The organism is Roseibium sp. (genome assembly GCF_051016195.1).
Taxonomy (GTDB): Bacteria; Pseudomonadota; Alphaproteobacteria; order Rhizobiales; family Stappiaceae; genus Roseibium.
In genome coordinates this window covers 2,007,343-2,031,393 of sequence record NZ_CP134616.1, presented here as the reverse complement: position 1 = coordinate 2,031,393, position 24,051 = coordinate 2,007,343, and the positions used below count along the sequence as shown (strand labels likewise).

The following is a 24,051-nucleotide window of genomic DNA, read 5'->3' as shown; positions in this document are numbered from 1 at the left end:
GCCCGGAGTTCGCGCAGCAACGTCGTGGGGATTTGCGCAAAGCCTGCTTTTCTGTTGAATTCTTGACCAGATTCACCACATGTATAGCTGGCAGAAGACGGGAGACCTCACCAATGACATCCTCTTTTTCATTTGAGGATCTTGGGTTCGAACCCGAGTATCTTGGTCCGGAAGAAGAGCAGAAAAGCAACGTTCGGCAGAAACTGCTCGCAACGGCGAAGAAGGCCGCCCGCCAGGTTCCTTTCATGGAAGACGTGGTTGCCGGCTACTATTGCGCCCTGGATCCGGCAACGCCGACCAAGGTACGCGCAACCCTGCTTGCCGCTCTCGCCTATTTTGTGCTGCCGCTCGACACGATCCCGGATTTCCTGATCGGCGTCGGCTTCGGCGATGACGCGACGGTGCTGATGGCGGCGATCGCGATGATCCGCGGGCATATGCGCGACGACCATTATCACGCCGCCCGCGAAGCCCTCAAGGACGACGAACTTTAGCCGTTTGTCAGAGTGCAATGTGACCTAACGCCAGCATCCGGATGTTCGCCCGGCGATGACCCAGTAGACGAGACCTGCGAAAAAGCCGGCTGCAAGGGCGACGACGCTGCCCGGCCTGACGCCGCCCGCTTCAGCCTCCGGCCCAAGCGTCCAGATCACGAACGCAATGGCTCCGCCGGCGGCAAGGTGAAACACGATCCCCCTGAGACGCGCGAGTTCGGCAATCACGATCACGATACCCGCCGGCACCATCGCCGCCGCTCCGGCGACACTGGCCGCGACGAGCCCGGTCCCGACCACGGCGCCGAGGGCGACCGGGTTTTCACCGGGATGGGCCGCCTGAAAGAAGCCCCAGGCCAGAAATAGGCCGCTGACAACAAGTGCAAGCACGAACCCGACCACGATCTTGAGGAGTTGAAGCAGGAATTTTCCGCCGTCCAAGTCTGTTGTCTCCGTTAAGTGTTCCGGCAAACACCTACTTGTGGCATTGTCTTGCGAATTACAACAATCAGTTCACGCGCCCCTGCATGAAGAGACGTGCGTCAATGACTGCCGGAAGTGACCCCTGGGGCAGGCCCCGCAAATGAGGCCGTACCCTGGACCGGCAAAACCGCCGATTTTGGTTGACTTCCAGCCGGTTTCGCAGGATTTTAGGGCCAGCGCTAGGACATATGCAGCAGAAACCTTGGTACATGAGTCCCGAGGTTTTTTGTGCATGATAAAGAGCCATGACCTGGCGCTCAGTTGAAACGTTAGAGGAGTTAGCGACCATTCGCCGTCCGTTCCGCGCCCCGCCTCCTACAAAGGAAGGCCCGCGCACAAACCAAGAAATTCGCGTTCGCGAAGTCCAGTTGATTGATCATGAAGGCGCCAACCGTGGCGTGATACCGACCGAGGAAGCGATGGGTATCGCTCTTGACGCTGGTCTGGATCTCGTTGAAATACAGCCGAACGCAAATCCCCCCGTCTGCAAGATTCTGGACTATGGCCGGTACAAGTACCAGGCCCAGAAGAAAGCAGCGGAGGCCCGAAAGAAGCAGAAGACCGTCGAGATCAAGGAGATCAAGATGCGTCCGAACATCGACACGCACGACTATGACGTGAAGATGAAGAACATGCTCCGCTTCTTCAATGACGGCGACAAGGTGAAGGTGACACTTCGGTTCCGCGGCCGCGAAATGGCACACCAGGATCTGGGCATGAACCTTTTGAACAAGGTCCGCGAAGAAACCTCCGAGATTGCCAAGGTCGAGTCCGCCCCCAAGCTGGAAGGCCGCCAGATGGTCATGGTTCTGGCCCCGATCAAATAGGGCATATCCTTTTCTGGAATCAAAAAACCCCGCAGATTGCGGGGTTTTTTATTGGCAAAGCCGCTGAACAACGACTGATGCCCGGGACGGCGCTACGTTCTGGGGCATTGCTTACGTGACATCCACCCACGCGCCGCGCTCGGCGGAGGCGAAGATGGCGTCGATGATCTTCATGTTCTGAATGGCGTCCGCGATGCCGTAGGTCAGCGCTTTATCACCCAGAATCGCACGCCCGAACAGGTCGGCAAGCTCGGCGTACTGGTCGCAGGGCGGAATGGTCTCGGGTGCAAGCGCGCCGTCTCCGAGTTTGGACCCGTCATCCAGCCGCAGCTCCACGGCTTCACCTTGCGGCGCGTTGAAGGGGATCAGGATTTCAAGACGCTTTTTCGAGCCGACCAGCTGCAGCCTCTGGAACGGGGTCAGCTGGGTCGACACGGTGAAGGTAAGCTGGCGGCCCGCCCCGAAATCCATCATCGCGCTGGTGATCCGGTCCGTACCGAAATCGGGGTCCCGGTCGACGAGCGAAACCACGCGTTCCGGTTCCGCCTCGAAAAAATAGCGTCCGGCCAGCATGGTGTAGCAGCCGATATCCATCAGCGCGCCCCCGCCCATGTCCGCCCTGTTGCGGATATTGTCGGGATCGGCATTGAAGAAGCTGAAGAAACCCTGGATGGCATGAAGCTCGCCCAGTTCGCCTGAGCGGACAATGTCCCGCGCCCGGATCCATTGCGGATGCGCCCGGACCATGAAACCCTCGGCAACCAGCCTGTCTCTCGGGAGATCAAGAAGGGTGGCGGCCTCATCGGCGCTCAATGCCATCGGTTTTTCGCACAACACGTGCTTGCCGGCTTCGACAGCCTGAGCCGTGACCGGAACATGCATGTGGTTGGGAAGCGGATTGTAGATTGCGTCGATATCCGGGTCGGCGAAAAGGTCTTCGTAGGAGCCGTATGCCTTTTCAATCCCGAGATCGGAGGCAACCTGTTTCGCACGCTCCAGATCGCGCGAGGCAATCGCGGCGGCGACCCCCGTCTGGGATGCCTTTATTCCGGGAATGACCTTCTCTCTGCCGATCTTTGCTGTCGAGATGATTCCCCACCGGACCCTGTTGCCGTCCATTTTGTTTTTCTCCGAAAAAAGCGGTGCAATCGCCAGTTGGCACGAAAAAATCCCGGCCTGCAAGGCCGGGAAAAAGATCAAAGTAACGTAACGTACCGATCAGATCAGAATTTTTCCGGAACATAAAGATGTTCCGGCAGGACCTTGCGTTCATAGTCCGGATTGGACCGGCGCTCCGGCAGGCTGACCGGGTCGTGGGGAACCTCCTCGTAAGGCAGTTGCGACAGAAGGTGGCTGATGCAGTTCAACCGCGCCTGCTTCTTGTCGTTGCCTTCAACGATGAACCAGGGCGCTTCGGGTATGTTGGTGCGCTCGAAGGTTTCTTCCTTGGCCTTGGTGTAGTCCTCCCAGCGAACGCGCGACTCCAGGTCCATCGGCGAGAGTTTCCACTGCTTGAGCGGGTCATGAATGCGCATCAGGAAGCGCAGTTGCTGCTCCTCGTCGGTGATGGAGAACCAGTATTTGATCAGCCGGACGCCCGACCGGACGATCATGCGCTCGAACTCCGGGACGTCATTGAAGAACTGCTCGACCTGGTCCTCGCTGGCAAACCCCATCACCCGCTCGACTCCGGACCGGTTGTACCAGGAGCGGTCGAACATGACGATTTCACCCGCCGCCGGCAAATGCGGAACGTAGCGCTGAAAATACCATTGGGATTTCTCGCGTTCGGTCGGTGCCGGCAGTGCAACAACACGGGCAACGCGGGGGTTGAGACGTTGGGTGATACGCTTGATGACGCCACCTTTTCCGGCTGCATCGCGGCCCTCGAAAACGACGACGATCTTTTCGCCGGTATGCTGCACCCAGTCCTGCAGCTTCACCAGTTCGGCCTGCAACCTGAGAAGTTCGTGGAAATAGGTGTTCCGGTCGATCGGCGATTTGTGCTTCTTGTCCGAAATAAACTGCAGATCCCTGGCGATCAGATTGTCGTCGATCTCCATTTCCAGTTCTTCATCGAGAGAATCCGCCCATTCGGCTTCGACCCAGCTTCTCGCACTTTCGTCACTCATCAACCAGTCCTCTGCAAAATCCCGACCTTCACAACTCATCAAGAGTGTGAACAGCCTAAGCATGTAAGTTTTTTGACAGTCTGACCAGTTCGGTCGTCAGAAGTCCCTGACATGCATCAACGGCCGTATTCTTTGCTTGTAAATGAATGAACGTTCATTTATTGAATTGATGCGGAGGACGAGATGGCGACACATGCCGCAAAGACAACGAGCCGGCCAAAAGGCCTGGAGACAGCAAGACGCGTGCGCAAGGCAGCACTGAAGCGTTTCGCCAATGCCGGCTATGCGGCCGTATCCATGCGGGAAATCGCGGCCGACGTCGGCGTCAGGCCGGGCGCGCTCTACAACCATTTCCCGACCAAGCAGGACATCCTGAAGGACCTGATGCTGACCCACATGTCCGAATTGCTGGCCGCGTGGGAAACGGCGGAGTTCCCCGAAGACATGGATCCGCTGGAGTGCTTCGTCCGCTTTCACATCGGCTATCACCTGGAACGCGCCGACGAAGTGTTCATTTCCTACATGGAACTGCGCAATCTTGAGCCGGACAACTTCGAAACGATCGAAAGCGAGCGCCGCCGCTACGAAGCCATCCTGACATCGATCCTGGAAGAAGGATCGGCCGCCGGCCGTTACGCAGCGGACAACGCCAGGGTCGCAACCCGGGCGATCATCGCCATGCTGACCGGCATTCCGACCTGGTACCGGGAAGGCGGCCGGATCGGCAAGGGCGAGCTTGAAGACCTCTATCTCGCAATGGTGCGCAAAGCCGTTTCTCCTGAAAGAACAGACCGCCAAACGGAGGCCGGATGACATGAGCATCCTGAAATCGAGCCTGTCACCGAAAAGCAGTGACTTCGACACCAACAGGTCCGCAAACGAGGCGGCAATGGAAACCGTCAGGACAGCGGCAAGAGCCGCTCTCGACGGCGGCGGCGAAAACGCGCGCCAGCGCCACGTTTCCAGGGGCAAGATCCTGCCGAGAGAGCGGGTTTCCCGCCTGCTCGATCCAGGCTCTCCCTTCCTCGAGGTCGGCATGCTCGCGGCATACGACATGTATGACGGGGCGGCTCCGTCTGCCGGAATGATCGCGGGCATCGGACGGGTCGAGGGACAGGAAGTGATGATCCTGGCCAACGATGCGACCGTGAAGGGCGGCACTTACTACCCCATGTCGGTCAAGAAGCATCTCCGCGCCCAGGAAATCGCCGAGCAGAACAACCTGCCCTGCATCTATCTCGTGGACTCAGGCGGCGCCAACCTGCCCAATCAGGACGAGGTGTTCCCGGACAGGGACCACTTCGGCCGCATCTTCTTCAATCAGGCGAACATGTCCGCCAAGGGCATCGCCCAGATCGCCGTCGTCATGGGGAGTTGCACGGCCGGAGGGGCGTATGTGCCGGCGATGTCCGACGAGACAATTATCGTCAAGAACCAGGGAACGATCTTTCTTGCGGGCCCGCCGCTGGTGAAGGCGGCGACCGGAGAGGAAGTCACGGCGGAAGACCTCGGCGGCGGTGACGTGCACACGCGCCTTTCCGGTGTTGCAGACCATCTGGCACGCGACGATGCCCATGCACTCGCGCTCGCCCGCCGTGCCGTCGCCAGTCTGAACCGCACCAAGGCGGACCAGCTGGCGCTGCAAACACCGGAAGATCCCCTCTACGATCCGGAAGAAATCCTGGGCGTGGTCCCCGCCGATCTCAAGACACCCTATGACATTCGCGAAGTGATTGCCCGCGTCGTCGACGGATCGCGTTTCGATGAGTTCAAGGCGCGCTACGGCACCACGCTCGTCTGCGGGTTTGCGCATATTCACGGCATGCCGGTCGGCATCGTCGCGAACAACGGCGTGCTCTTTTCCGAAAGCGCGGTCAAGGGCGCGCATTTTGTCGAACTCTGCTCCCAGCGCAAGGTGCCGCTTGTGTTCCTGCAGAACATCACCGGTTTCATGGTCGGGCAGAAATATGAGAGCGGCGGCATTGCCAAGGACGGTGCCAAACTGGTCACGGCGGTTGCAACCACGTCCGTGCCCAAGATCACGATGCTCGTGGGTGGCTCGTTCGGAGCCGGCAATTACGGCATGTGCGGCCGGGCCTATTCGCCCCGCTTCATGTGGACATGGCCGAACTCGCGCATTTCGGTCATGGGCGGCGAGCAGGCAGCCGGCGTTCTGGCGACTGTCCGCCGCGACGGCATCGAGCGCAAGGGCGGCAGCTGGACTGCAGACGAGGAACTTTCCTTCAAGCAGCCCATCATCGACCAGTTCGAGGAACAGGGGCATCCGCTTTATGCCACTTCCCGTCTTTGGGACGACGGCATCGTCGATCCGCGCAAGACCCGGGACATATTGGGGCTCTCCCTCTCGGCGGCGCTCAACGCACCGATCGACGACACCCGTTTCGGCCTCTTCAGGATGTAGCGTGATGAGCCGGATAAGGACACATATCGGTGACATCACCCGGCTGGAAGTCGACGCGATCGTCAACGCAGCCAACACCTCGCTGCTCGGCGGCGGCGGGGTCGATGGCGCCATCCACCGGGCGGCCGGACCGGATCTTGTGCAGGAATGCCGTCTTCTGAATGGCTGCAAGACCGGAGAGGCCAAGATCACCGCCGGATACAGGTTGCCGGCAAAGCACGTCATTCACACGGTTGGCCCGGTCTGGCACGGTGGCATGGAAGGTGAACCCGGGCTGCTCGCCGGCTGCTACGAAACCAGCCTCCGGCTTGCTGCGGCCAATGTCTGCAAAACCATTGCTTTTCCGGCAATTTCAACCGGGATCTACGGCTATCCCGCAGAACTGGCAGCCGAAACAGCCGTTGCCACCATCCGGAACACTCTGCAAGACCTCCCGGAGATCGACACGGTCACGCTGGTCGCATTCGATGACGTGGCCCACGCCCACCTGCTCAAAGCGCTGAAGAGGAACGAAGACTGATGTTCAAGAAAATCCTCATCGCCAATCGCGGCGAGATCGCGTGCCGGGTTATAGATACGGCGAAGCGTCTCGGCATCCGCACCGTCGCCGTCTTTTCGGACGCCGACGCAAACGCCAAACATGTCGCCCTGGCCGACGAAGCTTTTCGGATCGGTCCGGCCCCGGTGGGTGAGAGTTACCTGAAGATCGAAAAAATTATTGAAGCCTGCCACAAGAGCGGTGCGGAAGCGGTTCACCCGGGCTACGGTTTCCTGTCGGAAAATCCGGAATTCGTCGTGGCACTCGATCAGGCGGGCGTTGCCTTCATCGGTCCGAGCGCCGCATCCATCCGCGCGATGGGTCTGAAGGATGCGGCAAAGGCCTTGATGGAAAAGGCGGGCGTTCCCGTCGTCCCCGGCTATCACGGCGACATTCAGGACCCGGACTTCCTGAAGGCCCGCGCGGATGAAATCGGCTACCCCGTTCTCATCAAGGCACGCGCAGGCGGTGGCGGCAAGGGCATGCGCCGCGTAGACGATCCGCAGGACTTTCAGAACGCCCTTACCGGTGCCCGGCGCGAGGGAGAGGCGAGTTTTGGTGACGGCCGCGTCCTGATCGAGAAATACCTGACCAAGCCGCGTCATATCGAGATCCAGGTCTTCGGAGACACGCACGGCAATGCGGTGCATCTGTTCGAGCGCGACTGTTCCCTGCAAAGGCGGCACCAGAAAGTGATCGAGGAAGCCCCGGCCCCTGACATGCCGGAAGAGATGCGCGCGGCCATGGGAGAGGCTGCGGTCCGGGCCGCAAAGGCAATTGACTATTCCGGCGCGGGTACAATCGAGTTCATTGCCGATGTTTCGGACGGATTGCAGTCCGACCGGTTCTTCTTCATGGAAATGAATACCCGGCTTCAGGTGGAGCACCCGGTAACGGAACTGATCACCGGGGAAGATCTCGTTGAGTGGCAACTGCGTGTCGCCGCAGGCGGGGTTTTGCCCAAAACGCAGGAAAAACTCTCCTTTTCCGGCTGGGCATTCGAAGCCCGGCTCTATGCGGAAGATGCACCGAAAGGTTTTTTGCCCGCCATCGGCACGCTGGAGCACCTCTCCCTTCCCGAGAGACTTGCGCGCGTCGACAGCGGCGTCCGGTCGGGCGACGAGATCACTCCCTTCTACGACCCGATGATCGCGAAGGTCATTGTTCACGGCCCGACACGGGACGCGGCCCTTGGAAAACTGCTCGCAGCCCTTGAAGCAACGGAGGTCGCCGGATGCGTCACCAACGCCGCCTTCCTTTCAGCGCTCTGCCGCCACGCCGGTTTTGCCAATGGCGATGTCGACACGGGGCTGATCGACCGTGACCTTGCGGAACTCATCGATGAGCCCGACACCCCCGAAGACGCCGTCGCGCTCGCGGCGCTTGCCGCGCTCGGCCTCACCCGTCCGGCCAAGGGCAACGACCCCTTCGAAACGCTTGCCGGTTGGCGCATCTGGAGCGCCTCGCGGCAGTTCGCCCTTCTGGAGATTGGCGGTGAACGGCGGGAAATCGAAGTCCGCGCGCTCGGCAACCGCCGCTTCGCCGTTCACCTCGACACCCACGTCAAGACATACGAGATTGTTCGGGTCGACGGTCACGCATTGACCTATGACTGCGACGGCCACAGGGCGCGCGCAAAGGTGATAGTCGGCGGCCACGACCTCACGGTCTTCCAGAACGGGTACGCGTTTTCAATCGGCCTGCCCGACCGGTTGAGCGGCGACGAGGATGCGGCCGGTGCAGGCGATCAGCTGATCGCACCGATGCCGGGCCTAGTAAAGGTCGTCTTCGCGCAGGCAGGCGAGGCGGTAACGAAGGATCAGCCATTGCTGATCCTTGAAGCAATGAAGATGGAACACACGCTGAAGGCCCCGCGCGATGGCATAGTCGGCGACCTGCTTGTCGCGGAAGGTGAGCAGGTGACGGACGGCACCGTTCTTCTTGCCCTGAAGGAGGAAGCCGATGCTGCCGCATGACGCGTCGGACTACGCGGACCTTTGCGCGCGTTTCTCCTGGGACATTCCCGAACGTTTCAACATCGGAACAGCGATCTGTGATGCCTGGGCCGACCGGGAACCGTCGCGCGATGCGCTGATCTACGTGGAGGAAGGCGGCGATACCGCCACCTACACCTATGCGGATCTGAAACGGCTGTCCAACCAGCTTGCCAATCTTCTGGTCAGTTCCGGTGTGCAACCTGGTGACCGTGTCGGTGTTCTTCTGCCGCAACGGCCGGAAACCGCTTATGCGCACATCGCCACCTTGAAAACCGGCGCAATTTCGATCCCGCTCTTCACGCTTTTCGGCGAAGAGGCGCTCGAATACCGTTTGCGGGATTCGGGCGCGAAAGTCGTGATCACGGACAAGAGCGGCGCCGCGAAACTGGAACCGCTGAGAGACCGTCTGCCGCATCTGAGCGCAGTCTTCTGCGTCGACGGCGAGGACAGCGGCGCTGACGATCTGGCGAGCCACATGGCCGGGCACATGACCGAGTTCAACCCCTTCGACACCGGCCCCGACGATCCGGCGATCATCATCTACACATCCGGAACCACCGGGCAGCCGAAGGGTGCCCTCCATGGTCACAAGGTTCTGCTCGGTCACCTGCCCGGCGTCGAGATGAGCCACGATCTCCTTGGCCAGCCGGGAGACCGCATTTGGACTCCCGCTGACTGGGCCTGGATCGGCGGCCTGCTGGATGTTCTGATGCCGGCCCTCTATCTTGGCGTTCCCGTGGTCGCCTGCAGGTTCAGAAAATTCACCGCGGAAGGCGCTTTCCAGCTTCTTGCAGACCAGAAGATCCGCAACAGTTTCCTCCCGCCCACAGCGCTGAAGATGATGCGGCAGGTGCCGGATGCGCAAAAGCGCTGGCAGCTAGACCTGCGGTCGGTGGCATCGGGGGGCGAAACGCTTGGCGCGGAGCTGATCGACTGGGGCCGGCAGACCTTCGGACTGACCATCAACGAGTTTTACGGCCAGACCGAATGCAACATGATCGTTTCCAGCTGCAGCGCACTGATGTCCGCGCGTCCGGGTATCATGGGGCGCGCAGTCCCCGGGCATCGGGTCGCGATCGTTGACGATCGCGGACACCCCCTGCCGGCAAACACCCTTGGCAACATTGCCGTGCAACGGCCTGATCCGGTGATGTTCCTGAAATACTGGAACAACGAGACGGCGACTGCGGAAAAATTCGCAGGCGACTGGATGCTGACCGGAGATTCGGGTGAGGAGGATGACGACGGATGGCTGCATTTCGTCGGCCGGGACGATGATGTCATTACGTCGTCCGGCTATCGGATCGGCCCCGGCGAGATCGAGGACTGCCTTCTCCGTCACCCGGCCGTCGCCATGGCAGGCGTTGTCGGCAAGCCGGACCCCCGGCGCACCGAGATCGTCAAGGCTTTCATCGTGCTGAAGGAAGATGTCGAGCCAACCGACGCGCTGGCCGGAAACATCGCCGATTTCGTCAAGACCCGCCTCGCGGCGCATGAATACCCGCGCGAAGTCGAATTTGTAGACACCCTGCCCATGACCACGACCGGAAAAGTCATCCGGCGCGAGTTGAGGGCGCGCGCCGGGCTGAAAGGGTGAAGAAGTGGAGCAACGTCCAAACAACCTTCAATTGTCATTCCTGCCCAGGCAGGGATCCAGTACTCGCTGCGCCTCGCAACCCGCGGAAAAGCCAGGGGGGGGTACAGGTTCCCGGCTCTCGCTGCACTTGGCCGGGATGACAAGCCTGGCAAGACAATCTGCCAAAGTTCTTTCTCCGAAATGAGCGCCAACATGCCCGAATTCGTCACAATCTTCGAGATGGGTCCGCGCGACGGACTTCAGAATGAAAAGCAGTTCGTCCCGACCGAACAGAAGATCGGACTGGTCGACCGCCTCTCGGACTGCGGTTTCCGCAAGATCGAGGTCACCAGCTTCGTCAGTCCCAAATGGGTGCCGCAAATGGCCGACGCTCAGGACGTCATGGACGGGATCTACCGGCATCCGGCGGTTGTCTACGCCGCCCTGACCCCCAACGTGAAGGGCTACACCGCTGCCCGCAAGGCATCCGCCGACGAGGTTGCGATCTTCGGATCGGCGTCGGAGGGCTTTTCAAGAAAAAACATCAACTGCTCCGTTGCTGAAAGCATCGAACGGTTCAAACCGCTGCTGAAGAAGGCCGAGCATGACGAGATGCCCGTGCGCGGCTATGTCTCCTGCGTCACCGACTGTCCCTATGACGGACCGACACCGCCGGAGAAAGTTGCGGACGTTGCCGGCCAGTTGCTCGAACTCGGCTGCTACGAGATTTCCCTCGGCGATACGATCGGTGCCGGGACCCCGGAGACGATCGGCAAGATGCTGGACGCCGTCCTGGCGGTCATGCCTGCCGACAGGCTGGCGGGCCACTACCACGACACCAAAGACCTCGCCCTCGCGAACATCGAAGTCAGCCTGGAGCGCGGATTGCGCGTTTTCGACAGTGCCATAGCAGGTCTCGGCGGCTGTCCCTATGCGCCGGGCGCCAGGGGCAATGTCGCAACCGAAGCCGTGATCGCGCTTGTCGAAGGCAAGGGCTTTGAAACGGGTATCAAATCCGATCGTTTGGAGGCCGTCGCCGATTATGCGCGCAGCCTGAGGAGGGCAGAGCCGTGACCCATGAAACCATCTCGATCGCGCAGGACGAGCGGGGCGTCGCGACATTGATGCTCAACCGCCCGGACAAGCACAATTCCATGTCGGCACTGATGATCGCGGAACTCACCGAGGCCGCCCGTCAGCTTGCTGCGGCAGATGACGTTCGAGCCGTCATACTGACTGGTGCGGGCGACAGCTTCTGTGCCGGTGGGGATCTCTCCTGGATGCGGGAGCAGTTCGAAGCGGACAGGACAACGCGCATGGCCGAAGCGCGCAAGCTCGCCATGATGCTGAAGGCTCTGAATGAATTGCCCAAACCCCTGATCGGCCGCGTCCAGGGACAGGCATACGGTGGCGGTATCGGTCTGATGAGCGTCTGCGACACGGTTGTTGCTGTCGACACGGCGCGCTTTGGCCTGACTGAGGTGCGTCTGGGTCTGATACCGGCCACGATCAGTCCCTACGTGCTCGCCCGCATGGGCGAAGGCAAGGCCCGGCGCGTCTTCATGTCGGCGCGGATCTTCTCGGCGGAAGAAGCAAAGGATCTGGATCTGGTCGCAAAGGTGACCGACGATGCCGGACTTCAGGCCGCCGTCGAAACGGAAATCAAGCCGTATCTAGGGGCTGCCCCGGCAGCGGTCGCTGCCTCGAAGGCTCTTGCAAGATCACTCGGACCGGCGATCACGGATGAAGTTATCGAGGACACGATCCGGCGTCTCGCCGATACCTGGGAAACTCCGGCCGCCCACGAGGGGATCTCCGCGTTTTTCGAAAAAAGAAAACCGGACTGGGTCACAGCGAGTCGCTAATCGGGTTACGGGAGACCCTGACGCAGTCAGGGCGTCGCCTGCCGCCGCGCGTGCTCGATCAGGGCGGCGATGCGAGCGACCTCAACCTGCTCGCTCTTCGGCGCTTCACGCTCGGGTCCGCCATACATGCGCTCGCGCCGCCTGCGGATCTTCTTGCGTTGCCACTCACTGATCCCCTCCGGCAGTTCGATGCCGGCCCGGTCCATGCCGATCAGGATCCTCTGCAGATCGGGAATGAGTTCGGATGAAATCGTGAAAGTGCCGCTCACCGGATGGTTGAACACCAGCGTCTTGGTGCTCTCCGTTCCGTTCAGGAGAACGGCTTTCTTGTGCCCGATCGAGCCGATGGTCGACTGGAACCAGGCGACCCAGCCGGATGCCTCCCACAGCCGGACCTCGATCTTTTTGAGCTCCTCGTAGGGCACACGCGCCCGCCGGCCGAACTGGGTGAATTCGAAACCGTTTCCGAAAAAGCGGACCCAGGAGGTTTCCTGGCGAACGGCCACGGCAAAGAACAGGAAGGCCATTCCGGCGGGAAGAAGTGCTGCCATGGAAACAAGCGCAAGCGCGCCCGACGTGTTGGCCATCCCGAGAATTGCAATCGGGAAGAACACGATCCCGATCCCGAAACCGATGGCATCGAGGGCCTGTATCGATGGCCTCGAGACAGGTCTGATCGCCCCGGAAGGCGCAGTCGGACGCGGCAGGGCAGCGTAGATACCGGCGGAAGCAAGCAGGCAGACCAGACAACTGATTGGCGACATGAAGTAGAAGCCACCAACGATGGCCAGTACACCAAGGCTTAAAGGTAACACACGTCGTAAAAATTCAATTTTGGCCGTTTTGCCCAAACCGCTCTCCATGCTTTCGAACAGCGAAACCGAAACAAACTGGGGAGACTTACTGATTCTCTCATTGAATCAACTGTACCAACCGAAATCAACAAAGAGATCGAGCTATCCAGAAACAATGTAACCGTATCTGTGAAGATCCATGGAAAAACTCGACTAAATTTAAACCTAAATTGGATCTCAATCCGCACTGAACGCCTCCAGGCAATTGAAAGGCTTGGCTTTTCATTCTGCTAGAAAAAGGCCGCGCCGCTTCAACCCTTGCTTTGCTGAAACTCAGCGTTGATCCACTCCAGGAAAGCTTCGGAAGCAGGCGTGACCGCGTGTGATGCCGGCGCAAACAGGAAATAGGCTTCAGCGAGCGGTGCCGAATGCCGAAACGGTTTCACCAGAACCCCGGCTTCAAGCAGGTCTCCGGCAAGCGTGTTGTGCGCCATGGAAAGCCCTCCGCCCTGGATCGCAGCGGTTATCGCGATCACATAAGTCGATGACAGGTTGACGTCCCCGTCCCGATGGAAATCCCACCCCTGTGTTTTGAACCAGGTACTCCAGGTCGCCGTCGTACCGGCACAATCGAAGAGCGTTGCCGTGGCAAGGTCGGGCCGCCCGTCCCGATAATCCGGTGAACAGACCGGAAAGCAGCGGTCGGTTGCAAGGCACTCGGCGGAAGCTGACATTTCCTCCGGCCGGCCAAAGCGGATCTCGACTGTTGCCGAGGCAGCATGCCGTTCAGGGTCCCAGATCGGCGTCACGATGTTCAGGACTAGCCAGGGGTGCTTCGCGTAGAGACGCTTCAGCCGCGGCGCCAGCCAGAACACCGAAAACGCCATGTTGCACTGAAGGGTCAGGTTCGTTCCCCGGTCGGCACCGACGAAGGCCTGCGTGCTGGTGGCGATCAGATCGAAGGCCTCGCGCAGACTGGGCAGGTAGTTCGCACCGTCTTCCGTCAGTTCGAGCGCACGCGTCTTGCGCAGAAACAGGTCCCGCCCCAGAATTGCTTCAAGGCTGCGCACATGCTGGCTGACCGCCGACTGCGTGAGGTTGAGTTCTGCAGCGGCCCGCGTAAAGCTGAGGTGCCGCGCGGAGGATTCAAACGCGCGCAGCCAGGTCAGGGGAGGCAAATTCGACTGCGACATGAGATGCATAACCCATGCATTAATTTTGTTAATGTCATAGCCTTGAATTGTTTGTTTGTCAGCACCCGTCCGTCTTGCGAGGATTGGGGTCAGGAAGGAGAGGTTGAATGTTGAAGCTTGCAGAAAACGCAAACATGAGCCACTGGCAGGAACGGGTCGACATGGCGGCCGCGTTTCGCTGGACCGCCCGGCTGAATATGCACGAAGCGGTGGCAAATCACTTCAGCCTTGCCGTCAATGACGACGGCACGCAGTTTCTCATGAACGCCAACCAGCAGCATTTCAGCCGTATCAAGGCGTCCGACCTCCTGTTTCTGGATGCGAATGATCCTGCGACGATGGACGCGCCGAATGCGCCTGACCCGACCGCCTGGGGTCTGCACGGTTCCATTCACAGGCTTTGCCCGCATGCGCGCTGCGTCATGCATGTCCACTCGATCCACGCAACCGTTCTCGCTTGCCTGAAAGACAGCACGCTGCCCCCTCTCGACCAGAACGCGGCGACATTTTATGGCCGGCAGGTGGTTGACAAAGGCTATGGCGGTCTTGCCTTCGAAGATGAGGGCGCGCGCTGTGCTTCCCTGCTGACCGACCCCAAGGTCAAGACCATGATCATGGGCAATCACGGTGTGCTGGTCATCGGCGACACGGTCGCCGACACATTCAACCGGCTCTACTATTTCGAACGCGCAGCGGAAACCTATGTCCGCGCCCTTCAAACGGGTCAGCCGCTGCGCATCATGCCGCATGATGTGGCCGAAAAGACCGCGCAGGAGCTCGAAGACTATCCCGGACAGGCCGACCAGCACCTCAACGAGCTGAAGGCCATCCTTGACGACGAGAAGTCCGACTACGCGAGCTGAAGAATGCCAGACTACGTGCCGACAAACGCTGCCTCGTCAGGTGTGAAACTCGACAAGAAGGCACTCAAAGCCATTGCTGCCCGGTCCGACCGGCCAGGTCTCAATTATCTGGCGCAATGGATCGTCGGCCTGTCGATCACCGGCACGCTTGTCTGGTGGTCGGTCGGGACACTCTGGATGTGGCCAGCCATGCTGCTGCACGGGATTCTGTTAAGCGTTCCGAGCTACGCCATGAGCCACGAAACCGCGCATGGCACCGCGTTCCGCACCCGGTGGCTGAACGAGGCGGTGCTGTGGGTCACGTCGCTGATCTACATGGAAGAGCCGCTGCACCGGCGCTACACGCACACCAACCACCACACCCACACATGGCATGTCGGCAAGGACAGCCAGATGCCCTTCGACACGCCCATGGGGTTTGGCGGCTGGGTGGCGGAAATCACCGGCTGCGCGCTGTTGCGCTTTCACCTGTCGGTGTTTTTAAATCTCGCCATCAGGCGGTCCACGCCGACAATGCGCTCGGTCGCGCCGGAAAGCGAACTGCCGAAGATGACCCGCAACGCGCGGATCATGCTGACGATCTATGTTGCAATTGCTGCCGCGCCGTTTTTCGGCATCTGGTGGCCCGTCTGGCTTCTGGTTGTTCCGCGCGTTCTCGGCGCGCCCGTCATGCTTTTGTTCACGCTCATTCAACATGTCGAACTTCAGGAAAACGCGCCCTCGATCCTGGAAAGCACGCGCTCGTTCCGCGGCAATCCGGTCGTGAACTTCCTCTACATGAACATGAACAATCACGTCGAGCATCACCTTTATCCGCAGGTTCCCTTCCACGGCCTGCCGGCACTCTCCGAGGCCGTCAGGGAGCAATTGCCGGAACCGGATCCGGGCTTCTTCCGAACGAACTGGGAAGTGCTGCTGGTAACGCTGCGCCGGTCCATGGGCCTGTCGACCAGGGCCCTCAGCATTCGCCAGGCGCCGCACATGATTACCAATGGTGGACCGGTGCGCCGTATTGCCGGACGCACGATGTAAAGGCCTCCTTCCAGAAAACAGTGATGCGTTCTTTCCCCAGCGGATAACGAAAACACCCCCCACATGCCAGATGAGACAAGGAGCCGCCATGACAACCTGGGTAGACGCCTGCGCGACGGACGAGATCGACGATGAGGATCTCATCGCCTGGCATCATGACGGGCACCGCTACGCGATCTACAACACGGACAAGGGCTTCTTCGCGACCGACCTGATGTGCACCCATGAGGACGAGAGCCTTGAGCAAGGGCTTGTGATGGACTGCATCATCGAGTGCCCGCTTCACGGCGGCCGGTTCGACATCCGGACCGGCGAAGCGCTGTCCGCGCCTGTCAGCATTGATCTGAAAACCTATCCGGTGAAGGTTGAAGGCGGGCGGGTATTCGTGGCCCTCGGCTAGTGCGGTGAATTTGAAGTTCGTTCGAAGCCCGCTGCAAAATGAGTCGAACTTCAGATTCGGGTGACTGGGTGATGGACCCATAAGTGAGACTGAAATGGCATGCGAAATGGCGAAATCCCGTTAGGAAGGGCGCGCGGAGCGGGCTTCCTGCCCGCTCGAGACCATAAACCAGTCGCCGCACAAGCCTACTCAATCCGGAGATCAGCAGGATCAGGCGGACACGGCGATCTTCGAGATCGGCCAGGACAGCCAGGTCACGTTCGACAATTATGCCTTCTTTTGATTGCGCAACGGGACGTCAGATCCCCATACTGTCCGCCTCCGATCAGGACCGGGAGGCCAGCATGCCGTCAATCGAAATCCAGGTAATGGAAGGCGTCTTTTCCGACGAGGAGAAAGGACAGATCATCGAACGCGTGACGGACGCCTTTGCAAGCGTTGCCGGCCAGACCATCAGGGCAGGCACCTCCGTGCGCATTCAGGAAATCCGCAGTGGCTCCTGGGGCTACGCCGGCAAGCAGATCACGACCGAGATCGCCCTGCAAATGAAGAAGGAGGGCTGACCTCTTCTTGCGCGGGAAGTGACGCGCCCGCTTTCCGGCGCGCCTGAGCTTTCCGTTCAAAAGATCCATTGTTTGGGACCGTCTTCGCGCATCCAGGCAGTGATGTGCCTCTGAAGCCGATCATCCGTTCCGGCTTCACATCATTGCGTTTGTTGCGGAAGGCAGCCTGTGTCAGTCTGTTTTCAGCCAAACGGAGCCAGACGTCATGCCGGATGAAAAGTTGAAGGGATGGAACTATCTGCCTTACGTTCCGCTGAAGACCTCGCCCTTTTTCACCTGGCCCTTGAACCCGGTCGAGATGGCGAAGTGGTTCTGGAATTCCTGGTTTCTGATCACCGAAAAGCTGATCATCGTCGGCATCGCCTTTGCGTGTTATCTCTGGTTTCAGCCGCCTCTTGCAGACCTGAAGACCTTTGAATTCGGCTGGATCGCGCAGATGTACTTGCGCAACATCGTGCTGACCGTGATTGTCGCCGGGTCCCTGCATCTCTGGTTCTATACCTTTTCGGCGCAGGGCCGGAACCTGAAGTTCGACCCCCGCCCGCTCATGATCAACGGCAAGCAGTTCACCCTGGGCGGGCAGGTCCGGGACAACATGGTCTGGACTCTCGGAACGGGTGTTCTGATCTGGACGGCCTTTGAAGCGATCTGTTTCTGGGCGCTCGCCAACGGCTACATGAGGCTGATCACGTTCGAGGCCGATCCGATCTGGTTCGTTGCGATCTTCTTCCTGATCCCCGTCTGGGAGAGCTTCTATTTCTATCTCATCCACCGACTGCTCCACGTGCCGTTTCTCTATCGGCACGTCCATTCCCTGCACCACCGCAATATCAATGTCGGCCCATGGTCCGGCATGTCCATGCACCCGGTCGAGCAGGCCATCTTTCTCGGTTCGGTTTTCATCCACTTCCTGATCGGCGCCCATCCGGTGCATATCCTGTTCCACCTGCAATACTACTTCCTGACCGCGATCACGACGCACACCGGTTTCCAGGGTCTCCTGATCAACGACAAGAACCGTCTGTCGCTCGGCACATTTCATCACCAGATGCATCACCGCTATTTCGAGTGCAATTACGGCAGTCTCGAAATCCCCTGGGACAAGTGGTTCGGCTCCTTCCACGACGGCACGGTGGAAGCCAACGAACGCATGCAGGCCCGCCGCAGGAAAATGATGGAGTAACGGGGCAGGCCGCACATTTGCGGCAAGCAGCGACGCCGCAATTCGAATTGGTGCTCCGCCGGCTCAAACGCCCGTCGACCGACAAAAAACGCCCCTTCCGGCAGCGCGACACCAGGCTTTTCGAAAATGCACGCCGGTTCGCATTATGAAACGCGGATTTTGCATATTCGTACGATTTCCGCCGGCATCCCCCCGCCAAACCACGCTTTGAACTGGCATCGTTGTTGCCACTGAACGTTGGCAACCACTTGTTTCCTCAAGTGTACCCGCGCTTCAGGGGTCGTTTGCACCATGGCTCTGAGCGCACATGTGACAGCGTTTGATTGGTGCGCGAAAAGGATATTTTAGATGTTCAAGAAAATCGTCGGAGCCGCACTTTTGGCGGTATTCCTGGGCGGGCCGGCTCACGCCCTTACCATAGGTTACACAGAAGGGTCCCGTGACCGAGTGAATGGCACGCAAAAACTGGGTGATGCGTCCTCCAATGGCCTGGGCTCGAGCCTCGGAGTCTTGGGTTTCGGCGCTTCGGAGTACAGGCAGATCAACCTTCACGGACGGATCGTCAGCGCAACCGACTTTTTCTCCTTCAGCGCCACCTCGAATTTCATTGTCGAATTCATTTTCGGTCCGATTTCCGTCAAGAACGGCACGAAGACAATCGACGGCGGCTTTGTTCAGGAAGGCAACACCGGAAACAAGTCCGAGTTCGTGCTGGAGTTGATGGACATGTCGGACAGCAAACTGTTGCAGACCAATATTTTGTCCGAAGCGGACAACATGGGTACGTCGCTCCTGTTCAAGGCGGTGGCCGGAACGCCTTACACGTTCTCGATCCAGAACGGACCCGGCAATAACCCGAGCGGTGCCGCCACATACGACATCCGTTTGACCGCAGTTCCGATACCGGCGGCCTTGCCGCTCCTCGCAGGCGGTCTTGGAATTCTTGGCTTCATGGGTTGGCGCAGGAAGAACGTTGCTTGAGTCAGATCAGAAACAAAAGGTGTTAGGAGGCGGCCTTCGGGCCGTCTTTTCTTTGGCAGCCAAACGCCGGAGGCCTGCCAGACAAACTTCGGCTCACCCCGGAAGAGCAAAATAGACAATCAAATCAGAGTTTGGGAGTGGTGCCGCTGATAGGACTCGAACCTACGACCCCATCATTACGAATGACGTGCTCTACCAACTGAACGGCCTGAGGGCCTGCATAGAAGACTGAATGAATTCAGCTGCTTAAGGCAGTCTACGATCTTCAACGCGCTACAGCAAGCCCTGAATTTATCGTGCCATCTGTGCTCTTACTGTGCCAAGAGTGTGCCAGAGCCCTTGGGGTGTACACGCTCGCCCCACGCTCACGATTCACAGAATTGCATACTCCAGAGGAAGGGGCGGGGGATGCTGCCATGTGGGGGGGTATGAGGATATTGAACATGACCGCTCGATATTTTTTGCTGACGGGGTTTGTCTATTCCGCAATAGAAGACGGAACTGCTTCCATACACCAATCAGAGTGTAGGCAATCATTTAGCGGATTATTGTTTGGGAACTAAATCTGTTGAGCTTTTGTTATCGATCTTGGTCGCAGTGGCTATTGGAAGCTAAGGTTTGTGCGGGAGTGCATCGTGGTCCGTAAACAAAGGCCGAACAGGCGCCACATTGAGTAACAACATACTCCGCGCAGGGATAACATGAACAACGCCGGGACTCTTTTTTCAGCAAGATCTATAGACTTAAACGGTCCACCGATGCTTTTGGATTCTGCGGATATTCGGCGTATTGAGGCGAACCGGCAACTGAACCCAAAGACCAAGTCTTCGTTGGGGCAGTTTATGACACCTTCCACAATATGTGAATTTATGGCGTCTCTGTTCGATGAGATTTCCGGGGATGTGCGTGTCTTGGACCCGGGGTGCGGTGTCGGATCTTTAACGGCAGCATTCTGCGATGAGGCGATTTCTCGCGGACATTCAATGGTACGGGCGACAGCCTACGATATCGAGCCAGTGATGCAGCCATTTCTGCAAGAGACCTTAAATGATTGTAGCGAACGGATTGGAGAAGACTTTAAGTTCGACATTCGAAACGCCGATTTTATCCATGCTGCGGCGGAAATGCTGTCGGCGGATCTTTTTGGGTCTACGGGAGAGCAATTCACGCATGTCATAATGAACCCGCCGTACAAAAAAATAGCGACAGCTGGTGATCACAGAAAGTCACTGAGGCGTGCGGGAATAGAAACAGTCAACCTCTATTCTGGGTTCGTGGCACTGGCTGTCAAGTTGTTGCAGGACGGCGGCGAATTGGTAGCGATCGTTCCGAGGTCTTTTTGCAATGGGCCTTATTACCAGCCTTTTCGAGAATGTTTGCTCGGCGAAACGGCGATAACCCGTATTCACATTTTTGATAAGCGGAACACGGCATTCTCCGATGATGAGGTTCTTCAAGAGAACGTCATTTTCCATTGTAAGAAAGGAGCAGAGCAGCGGTCTGTGACGGTCACATCAAGTCCGACATCAGATTTTCACTTTGACACGCATTCTGAGCAAATGACGGCAACCGATATGACAGTGCGTGAGATGGCGTTCGATCGGCTTGTGAATCCAAACGATCCTCAAAAATTCATTCACATAGCTGCCACCCCCCGTGATCAGGCTGTCATTGACCGATTGTCCGGCTTCAACTCCACACTGGAGGACCTCGAAGTGCAGGTCAGCACAGGACCGGTTGTCAATTTCCGGCTACGTGATGATTTGCGAGACAAACAGTGCGAAGGCTCTGTTCCGCTACTCTTTCCTCAACACTTGAACGGAGGCGTGAAGTGGCCGCTCACTGACTCCAACAAGCCAAATGCCATCATGGTGTCCAATGAGTCAAAACCCTGGCTGTGGGAGAACAAAGGTCACTTTCTGATTACGAAGAGATTCAGCGCAAAAGAAGAAAGAAGGAGAATAGTTGCGACGCTCTATGATTCTTCTTTACCGGGAAAACTAATTGGTTTCGAGAACAAAACAAATGTTTTCCATTGGAAAAAAGTTGGTTTAAATGACGATATATCTAAAGGCCTATTTGTCTATTTAAACTCAACGCTGCTCGATAAATACTATAGGCAATTTGGCGGGCATACTCAAGTCAACGCCGCCGATTTGAGATCACTTCATTATCCAGACCGCGAAACACTAATTCGGATGGGGAGGAAAGTTCAGAGTCAAGATATCACACAGCAAGAAATAGACGGTATTCTGGGAAGTGAGATTAAGTCGATGGCCGATGATAATATTGTAGACCCGATTAGGGCGAAAGCAAAAATTGAGCAGGCACTTGAAGTCCTGAAGCTTCTCGGCATGCCTAGGGCTCAACAGAATGAGAGATCGGCTTTAACGCTACTAGCTTTGCTAAACTTACGACCCGAAGGCGAGTGGTCGCAAATCGAAAGACCAATGATTGGTGTCACGCCTATTATGGATTGGTGCAGAGATGTGTATGGGACTGAATATGCTCCAAACACCCGCGAAACATTTAGGCGGCAAACTCTGCATCAGTTCAATGATGGCGGAATAACGCTTTACAACCCTGATAAGCCAGATCGGCCTGTAAACTCACCCAAAGCTTGCTATCAAATCACTGAAGAGCTGCATAAAGTCCTTGCTTTGTGCGGTACAGCTGAATTTGCAGGTGCGTTGAAAGCTCATCTCGAACATGTAAAGACGTTGGCAGAACAATATGCGAAAGCCAGAGAAATGGCGATGGTGCCCGTTGTGTTGGAGGATGGGACCGAAATTCGCCTGAGCCCCGGTGCACACAGTCAACTAATTGGTGACATTGTAGCTGAATTTGCACCGCGTTTTGCCCCCGGCAGCGAAGTTATATATCTGGGTGATACTGGGGCGAAAGAGGACTTTTTCAGAAAGAATCGCCTTGAAGAGCTCGGCGTGATCGTCGATCGAAAGGGCAAATTGCCAGACGTGGTTCTTTATTGGGAAGAAAAGGACTGGCTGTTGCTCATCGAGTCCGTAACAAGTCATGGACCCGTCGATGGAAAACGACATGGGGAGTTGTCAAGACTATTCGAGCAAGCCTCCCCCGGACTTGTCTATGTCACGGCCTTTCCGGACCGCCGGATAATGACAAAGTACCTATCTGAAATATCTTGGGAAACGGAAGTGTGGATCGCCGACGCACCAACACATATGATCCATTTCAACGGTGATCGCTTTCTAGGCCCACACGACTGATTCTTTTAGGGGATCCTGCAAATCCCTCGTTTCCAAACCTCCTACGAAAGAACCCAATCCGTGTAGCATTGGAACGTCGTTTGTTGCTTAAGTGCTGCATTTTGTAGTCGTTTGCTTGTCTCAGCCGACACGGGGGTGATCATGTATCCTGACATGAGATCTCCTATCATCGCGCATTGGGCGCACTTCTCTCGCCACATGAAGCCAATGAGGGCACAGATCGAGGCGTCGAGTCTGTCCTGATCTGATTTTGTCGGAGTGTTTAGGACAAGCATCTTCCCTGCCCAATCTTCAAGCTCAGCGAGTGCAAGCTTTCGCGCCGTAGCTTGAACGGTAGCAGCGACTTCTTTCCAATCACGCAGCTTAAATTTCTTCCTGTTTGCGGGGTTGTATTTCGGGGCTGACATCCTCACCGCAAACTTTGAGTTTAGTGAAGGAAGCGCGAGCGCTGGAAACACCTCAATAAGATAATTCCCTTCGTTGCTGGTTTGCGCTTCTGTTGGGTCTTGAACAGCGTCAACATTTGCCAAGAATTTCCAAATCGGGGCCCCGTCGCCGAACATCTTTGCCTTGCTCCGATTGGCAGGCTGCACACCTCCACCAACGTAAGAGACCAAAGCTGCTGCAACCTTATCGACCGGACGACTACCTGTTTCGTTTGGAACAACGGTGGGCTGATCGATAGCCACGAGGCCAAATTCATGCCCTGAGCGCTCGGAGAGGATGAATTCAAGGGCACTAGAAAACGAAACCAAACGGGGTTCGATAAATCTGAAGCCAAGTTCGCTCGAACAGGAAATGGCGCAAATGGCTCCTGGTGCTCTCGGATTGTCAGTCCAAGCCGAGTCAAACCCAAAAACAATCGTACTGGCTCCTGACATCGCACCGACTCCAAGCTCTTTTGCTGACGGCTCTGAGCATCGATCAACAATTCAAGGTTGCTCCCTCGATAACTCTCAGGAAACCCTCAATTGCCTTCCGCTGACCGTTGTCATGCAGGTCGTAATGCACACCCATAATCTCAATTCCTGGATCATCAGCGGTTATCTATTTCACGTTTGCCTCTCCAACTTGGGCAGCGTCGATTAGCAACCGATTGATACGATTATTCGTATATTTAGGCGGCTTATCATCTCGTTATCGACGGTAGTTATTCCACCGTCCGTTCAATCCGTTTGCTTCTGCTGTTTCCCCCACATAAGCCTAATCATTCAAAAGCAAACAATAGACGCCAGGAGTCTTTGTAGGCACCACAGGGAATCGAATTTTCCCTCTGTCACACAGCTCAACCCTGCCTTCATGCGGCCAAATAAATTTGGATTTGATTTTGAACACTGGTCCTACTCACCGACCACCCGTTTGCAGCAATATTTCAATCGAAGGGGCGATAACTCAATAGATTCATATAATTAGCCGTACACTTCGTTTCGCCTCTTGGACTGCAGTTCCCACCCAGTTTCTGG

At 57.6% G+C, this 24,051-nt stretch carries 22 protein-coding genes and 1 tRNA gene; 16 read left to right on the top strand and 7 right to left on the bottom strand.

The window, feature by feature from the left end:
• The first annotated feature begins 113 nt into the window (after positions 1 to 113).
• Positions 114 to 494: a YkvA family protein gene (locus tag RDA78_RS09440; RefSeq protein WP_434055065.1), complete on the top strand. Its 381-nt coding sequence runs from the start codon at positions 114 to 116 to the stop codon at positions 492 to 494.
• A gap of 24 nt (positions 495 to 518) precedes the next feature.
• Here RDA78_RS09440 and RDA78_RS09435 read toward each other — a convergent pair whose 3' ends face one another.
• Positions 519 to 935: a translation initiation factor IF-3 gene (locus tag RDA78_RS09435; protein WP_434055064.1), complete on the bottom strand. Its 417-nt coding sequence runs from the start codon at positions 933 to 935 to the stop codon at positions 519 to 521.
• Positions 936 to 1,264: 329 nt separating this feature from the next.
• On the opposite strand from RDA78_RS09435, the gene infC reads away from it, so the two are divergent.
• Complete coding sequence (gene infC / locus RDA78_RS09430) at positions 1,265 to 1,804, top strand: translation initiation factor IF-3 (RefSeq protein WP_434056128.1); 540 nt, start codon at positions 1,265 to 1,267, stop codon at positions 1,802 to 1,804.
• Between the two features lie 111 nt (positions 1,805 to 1,915).
• Here infC and RDA78_RS09425 read toward each other — a convergent pair whose 3' ends face one another.
• Both RDA78_RS09425 and ppk2 read right to left on the bottom strand, forming a co-directional pair.
• Complete coding sequence (locus RDA78_RS09425; protein WP_434055063.1) at positions 1,916 to 2,923, bottom strand: Gfo/Idh/MocA family protein; 1,008 nt, start codon at positions 2,921 to 2,923, stop codon at positions 1,916 to 1,918.
• Between the two features lie 104 nt (positions 2,924 to 3,027).
• Positions 3,028 to 3,936, bottom strand: coding sequence for a polyphosphate kinase 2 (gene ppk2 / locus RDA78_RS09420; protein WP_434055062.1), 909 nt, complete (start codon positions 3,934 to 3,936; stop codon positions 3,028 to 3,030).
• A 183-nt stretch (positions 3,937 to 4,119) separates the two neighbouring features.
• Between ppk2 and RDA78_RS09415 the strand changes: the two genes are divergently transcribed.
• From RDA78_RS09415 to RDA78_RS09385, 7 genes are all read left to right on the top strand, one after another.
• Positions 4,120 to 4,749 carry a TetR/AcrR family transcriptional regulator gene (locus tag RDA78_RS09415; protein ID WP_434055061.1) on the top strand — a complete coding sequence of 210 codons (630 nt, stop codon included), beginning with the start codon at positions 4,120 to 4,122 and terminating at the stop codon, positions 4,747 to 4,749.
• A 1-nt stretch (position 4,750) separates the two neighbouring features.
• Complete coding sequence (locus RDA78_RS09410) at positions 4,751 to 6,358, top strand: carboxyl transferase domain-containing protein (RefSeq protein WP_434055060.1); 1,608 nt, start codon at positions 4,751 to 4,753, stop codon at positions 6,356 to 6,358.
• 4 nt (positions 6,359 to 6,362) lie between these two features.
• A complete protein-coding gene (locus RDA78_RS09405) occupies positions 6,363 to 6,878 on the top strand; it encodes an O-acetyl-ADP-ribose deacetylase (RefSeq protein WP_434055059.1) in 516 nt (171 codons plus the stop codon).
• Positions 6,878 to 8,872, top strand: coding sequence for a biotin carboxylase N-terminal domain-containing protein (locus RDA78_RS09400; RefSeq protein WP_434055058.1), 1,995 nt, complete (start codon positions 6,878 to 6,880; stop codon positions 8,870 to 8,872). Before RDA78_RS09405 ends, RDA78_RS09400 begins: the two co-directional genes overlap by 1 nt.
• On the top strand, positions 8,859 to 10,490 hold the full coding sequence (locus tag RDA78_RS09395; protein WP_434055057.1) for an acyl-CoA synthetase: 1,632 nt from the start codon (positions 8,859 to 8,861) through the stop codon (positions 10,488 to 10,490). The genes RDA78_RS09400 and RDA78_RS09395 overlap by 14 nt, the downstream gene beginning before the upstream one ends.
• Before the next feature lie 192 nt (positions 10,491 to 10,682).
• Entirely contained in the window at positions 10,683 to 11,543 is an 861-nt protein-coding gene (locus tag RDA78_RS09390) for a hydroxymethylglutaryl-CoA lyase (protein WP_434055056.1), read from the top strand.
• Complete coding sequence (locus RDA78_RS09385) at positions 11,540 to 12,334, top strand: crotonase/enoyl-CoA hydratase family protein (RefSeq protein ID WP_434055055.1); 795 nt, start codon at positions 11,540 to 11,542, stop codon at positions 12,332 to 12,334. The genes RDA78_RS09390 and RDA78_RS09385 overlap by 4 nt, the downstream gene beginning before the upstream one ends.
• Positions 12,335 to 12,360: 26 nt before the next feature.
• Here the strand turns inward: RDA78_RS09385 and RDA78_RS09380 are convergent, their stop codons facing one another.
• Together RDA78_RS09380 and RDA78_RS09375 are read right to left on the bottom strand one after the other, a co-directional pair.
• Positions 12,361 to 13,098, bottom strand: coding sequence for a hypothetical protein (locus RDA78_RS09380; RefSeq protein ID WP_434055054.1), 738 nt, complete (start codon positions 13,096 to 13,098; stop codon positions 12,361 to 12,363).
• 341 nt (positions 13,099 to 13,439) lie between these two features.
• Positions 13,440 to 14,321 carry a LysR family transcriptional regulator gene (locus tag RDA78_RS09375; RefSeq protein ID WP_434055053.1) on the bottom strand — a complete coding sequence of 294 codons (882 nt, stop codon included), beginning with the start codon at positions 14,319 to 14,321 and terminating at the stop codon, positions 13,440 to 13,442.
• Positions 14,322 to 14,428: 107 nt separating this feature from the next.
• On the opposite strand from RDA78_RS09375, the gene RDA78_RS09370 reads away from it, so the two are divergent.
• The 6 genes from RDA78_RS09370 to RDA78_RS09345 all read left to right on the top strand — a co-directional run bounded on the left by RDA78_RS09370 (position 14,429) and on the right by RDA78_RS09345 (position 19,343).
• Positions 14,429 to 15,184: a class II aldolase and adducin N-terminal domain-containing protein gene (locus tag RDA78_RS09370; protein WP_434055052.1), complete on the top strand. Its 756-nt coding sequence runs from the start codon at positions 14,429 to 14,431 to the stop codon at positions 15,182 to 15,184.
• 3 nt (positions 15,185 to 15,187) lie between these two features.
• A complete protein-coding gene (locus tag RDA78_RS09365) occupies positions 15,188 to 16,216 on the top strand; it encodes a fatty acid desaturase (protein WP_434055051.1) in 1,029 nt (342 codons plus the stop codon).
• 88 nt (positions 16,217 to 16,304) lie between these two features.
• Positions 16,305 to 16,616: a non-heme iron oxygenase ferredoxin subunit gene (locus RDA78_RS09360; RefSeq protein WP_434055050.1), complete on the top strand. Its 312-nt coding sequence runs from the start codon at positions 16,305 to 16,307 to the stop codon at positions 16,614 to 16,616.
• Positions 16,617 to 16,960: 344 nt separating this feature from the next.
• The gene (locus RDA78_RS09355; RefSeq protein WP_434055049.1) at positions 16,961 to 17,179 is read left to right on the top strand and encodes a tautomerase family protein; all 219 of its coding nucleotides are present in this window, start codon (positions 16,961 to 16,963) and stop codon (positions 17,177 to 17,179) included.
• A 205-nt stretch (positions 17,180 to 17,384) separates the two neighbouring features.
• Positions 17,385 to 18,362 carry a sterol desaturase family protein gene (locus RDA78_RS09350; protein ID WP_434055048.1) on the top strand — a complete coding sequence of 326 codons (978 nt, stop codon included), beginning with the start codon at positions 17,385 to 17,387 and terminating at the stop codon, positions 18,360 to 18,362.
• 348 nt (positions 18,363 to 18,710) lie between these two features.
• Positions 18,711 to 19,343 (top strand): hypothetical protein, encoded by a 633-nt coding sequence (locus tag RDA78_RS09345; protein WP_434055047.1) that lies wholly within the window; start codon positions 18,711 to 18,713, stop codon positions 19,341 to 19,343.
• Positions 19,344 to 19,481: 138 nt separating this feature from the next.
• Here the strand turns inward: RDA78_RS09345 and RDA78_RS09340 are convergent.
• A tRNA-Thr gene (locus RDA78_RS09340) sits at positions 19,482 to 19,551 on the bottom strand.
• Between the two features lie 493 nt (positions 19,552 to 20,044).
• On the opposite strand from RDA78_RS09340, the gene RDA78_RS09335 reads away from it, so the two are divergent.
• The gene (locus RDA78_RS09335; RefSeq protein WP_434055046.1) at positions 20,045 to 22,588 is read left to right on the top strand and encodes a BsuBI/PstI family type II restriction endonuclease; all 2,544 of its coding nucleotides are present in this window, start codon (positions 20,045 to 20,047) and stop codon (positions 22,586 to 22,588) included.
• Between the two features lie 41 nt (positions 22,589 to 22,629).
• Here RDA78_RS09335 and RDA78_RS09330 read toward each other — a convergent pair whose 3' ends face one another.
• A complete protein-coding gene (locus RDA78_RS09330) occupies positions 22,630 to 23,469 on the bottom strand; it encodes a DUF429 domain-containing protein (RefSeq protein ID WP_434055045.1) in 840 nt (279 codons plus the stop codon).
• Positions 23,470 to 24,051: the final 582 nt, after the last annotated feature.